The sequence below is a fragment of the Rhodococcus sp. FG69 genome (genome assembly GCF_057808915.1).
In genome coordinates this window covers 1-2271 of the sequence record NZ_JBMDIX010000093.1, presented here as the reverse complement: position 1 = coordinate 2271, position 2271 = coordinate 1, and the positions used below count along the sequence as shown (strand labels likewise).

The 2271-nt window shown below is 57.2% G+C and carries 3 protein-coding genes; all 3 read right to left on the bottom strand.

Features of this window, described 5'->3' with window-relative positions:
- On the bottom strand, positions 1 to 474 hold a 474-nt coding region (locus ACODSO_RS29090; protein ID WP_489040067.1), incomplete at its 3' end, for a hypothetical protein.
- Between the two features lie 9 nt (positions 475 to 483).
- Positions 484 to 1077 carry a phage distal tail protein gene (locus ACODSO_RS29085; RefSeq protein ID WP_489040066.1) on the bottom strand — a complete coding sequence of 198 codons (594 nt, stop codon included), beginning with the start codon at positions 1075 to 1077 and terminating at the stop codon, positions 484 to 486.
- A 179-nt stretch (positions 1078 to 1256) separates the two neighbouring features.
- The coding region (locus ACODSO_RS29080; RefSeq protein ID WP_489040065.1) for a hypothetical protein at positions 1257 to 2271 on the bottom strand (1015 nt) is incomplete at its 5' end.

The window sequence follows — 2271 nt, the reverse complement described above, 5'->3', positions numbered from 1 at the left end:
GTTATCGACGATGAGGAGACTGATCGCATTGCCAGCGGTCCAGCCAGCTCGGCTGACGATTGCTTGGATGATGGGACTCAAGTCAGGTGTGCTGTTGTATACCCCGCCCCCGTTCCAGTTCGTCCCCTTCACGGGTGTCCACGCGCTGTACTGAACGGTCTTCGGGCGCAGGTGTGGTGCGCTAGTCGATGTGAACGGGACCGAATTGTCGCTTGCCTCGCCGTATACACGCAGACTGACTGAAGCCGGGTTCTCGTACTGGGAGACAAGCCCCAACGTCGCGGACGAGATTGTCGCTCCCGCAGGGATATTGATGCCTGGAAACCGTAGGCCGTTCGTCATCGACAAGTTTGAGCCGGTCGACAACTTACCGATATTGATCGAACCAGAGGCTTCCGAGTAGTCGCCAGATCCGTCTGATCTGATCTGAGCATCGTCGTTGCCGATGGTTGGGTAGATGACGATCGTTGCCATAGACCGCCTCTACAACCACCGCCTGGTGTACGTGGCGGAGATACTGACAGATCGTGAGGTCAGGTCGTCGAGGTAGCCCAGGCTCTGCGCTCCGACATCCCACTTCGGGAACTGCCCGGTAAATGGAACCAGCATCTCGTTGACACGCAGCTCCTTCTTGAGCGAGTCGATCGTGATGCGGTCGCCACTGGACCAATTGCGCTTGATAGCAATACCGCGGAGGGTCGTACTGTTCGTGATGGTGATGGTCTTGGCTGTGCCGCCACCGACCGTCGTCATGACCACGGTGATCAAGGGTTCCGCCTGGTAGGTGCCGCCGACGGCGATTGGAATGACCGTGTTTGCAGTCGTCACGGGCGTAGCCGGCAAAAGCACAGTTGATGTGATGTCCATCCCGACAGGCGAGGCACAGATGAACTGTGCTGACCAGCCAGCGCGAGCAAGACCGTCTTCTCGGCCGATGATCAAGTTCTCAGGTGTCGCGACGTAACGACGGGTTCCGCCCGCGTAGGCGATGTCGAAGTTCTGCTGTGTCAGACGAAGACCCATCTTCAGTTGGTCGATCAAACCATCGGTCTCGACGATGTCGCTGCCGCGCACCACACCACTTACGCTGAATGTCTTTGGCTTGAGTGAGCTTCGGACGAATACGCCACCATCAGACTGAGACAGACCGTCAACTTGAACGGAGTTTGTTGGGGACGAATAGATGTCAGATGCGGTGGTCCATATCTTGTCCGACTGAAGGCTCAACGTGCCGTAACTGAGTGCGATGGCAGGCATTACGCTGCTGCTCCCACAGTTCCGCCCATACCGGATCGTGCGAGGCGCTGTGCCTGGTTGATGCGCTGTGCGAAGTAGTCGATGTCGGATCGGTCGTTGAAGGAGACCGGGCCGGTGATGTTTACAGTTACTCCCCCGCCACCGCCCGCGAGCTGGTTGCGAGTGCGGTACGCCTGGGTCACGTGAGCACCCTGCGGCATGTTGACGATCTCAGGACCGTTTTCGCCAACAAGTGTTGCGCCACCGGATGAGTACCCAGTGCCGACAGCGTTCTTCGGTAGCTTGACGTCGAGGACACGTTGTGCGGCAGCCTTCCTCTCAGGAGAACTGACACCGTCGTAGAGAATCTTGTAGGCCGCTGCATCTGCACTTTTCGCTGTGTCGATGAAATCTTGGCGGGCGCGCTTAGCCCCATCGATCGCAGACATCATTTCGTTGTAGGCGTTCCATACCGAAGCTATGGCTGCAAGGGCAGCCGCCACAACTATTGCAGGCATGACCATCGGAGTGGAGACCATGACGTTTAGTGCGGTCACCTTGGCGATCAACCCGGGAATGGTGACTGTCGACATGACCGCCATGGATGCATTTACAGAGTTCACGATGGCGTTGATGCCCATGGCTATACCGAGACCGGTGAATGCACCAGCAAGTGTCCAGACCACTGGGTTACCGTCCGTAAATCCCTGCACAAGCGCAGCGACGACGGTCACCAATCCTGAGAACGCGAATACCGCGATGTTCACGGCATCGGTCACCAGGCCAATACCAATTAACAACGTCCCGCCGATGATTGGTAGTAACGGGTTGACGGCTTCGTACAGTTTGACGAACGCCGGAGCGAGGTTCGTGGAGAGAATCGTCCACAGAAACGCAAGCTTAGGAGACAGACGAAACGCAACCTCTTCTCCGACACCTGTCAGGAAAGTCCAGACTTTTTTGCCCGCTTCGACGAGGCGATTGAATGAAGGCTCGATCTGACTGTTGATCGAGTTGGCCAGATCGGTGAGACCA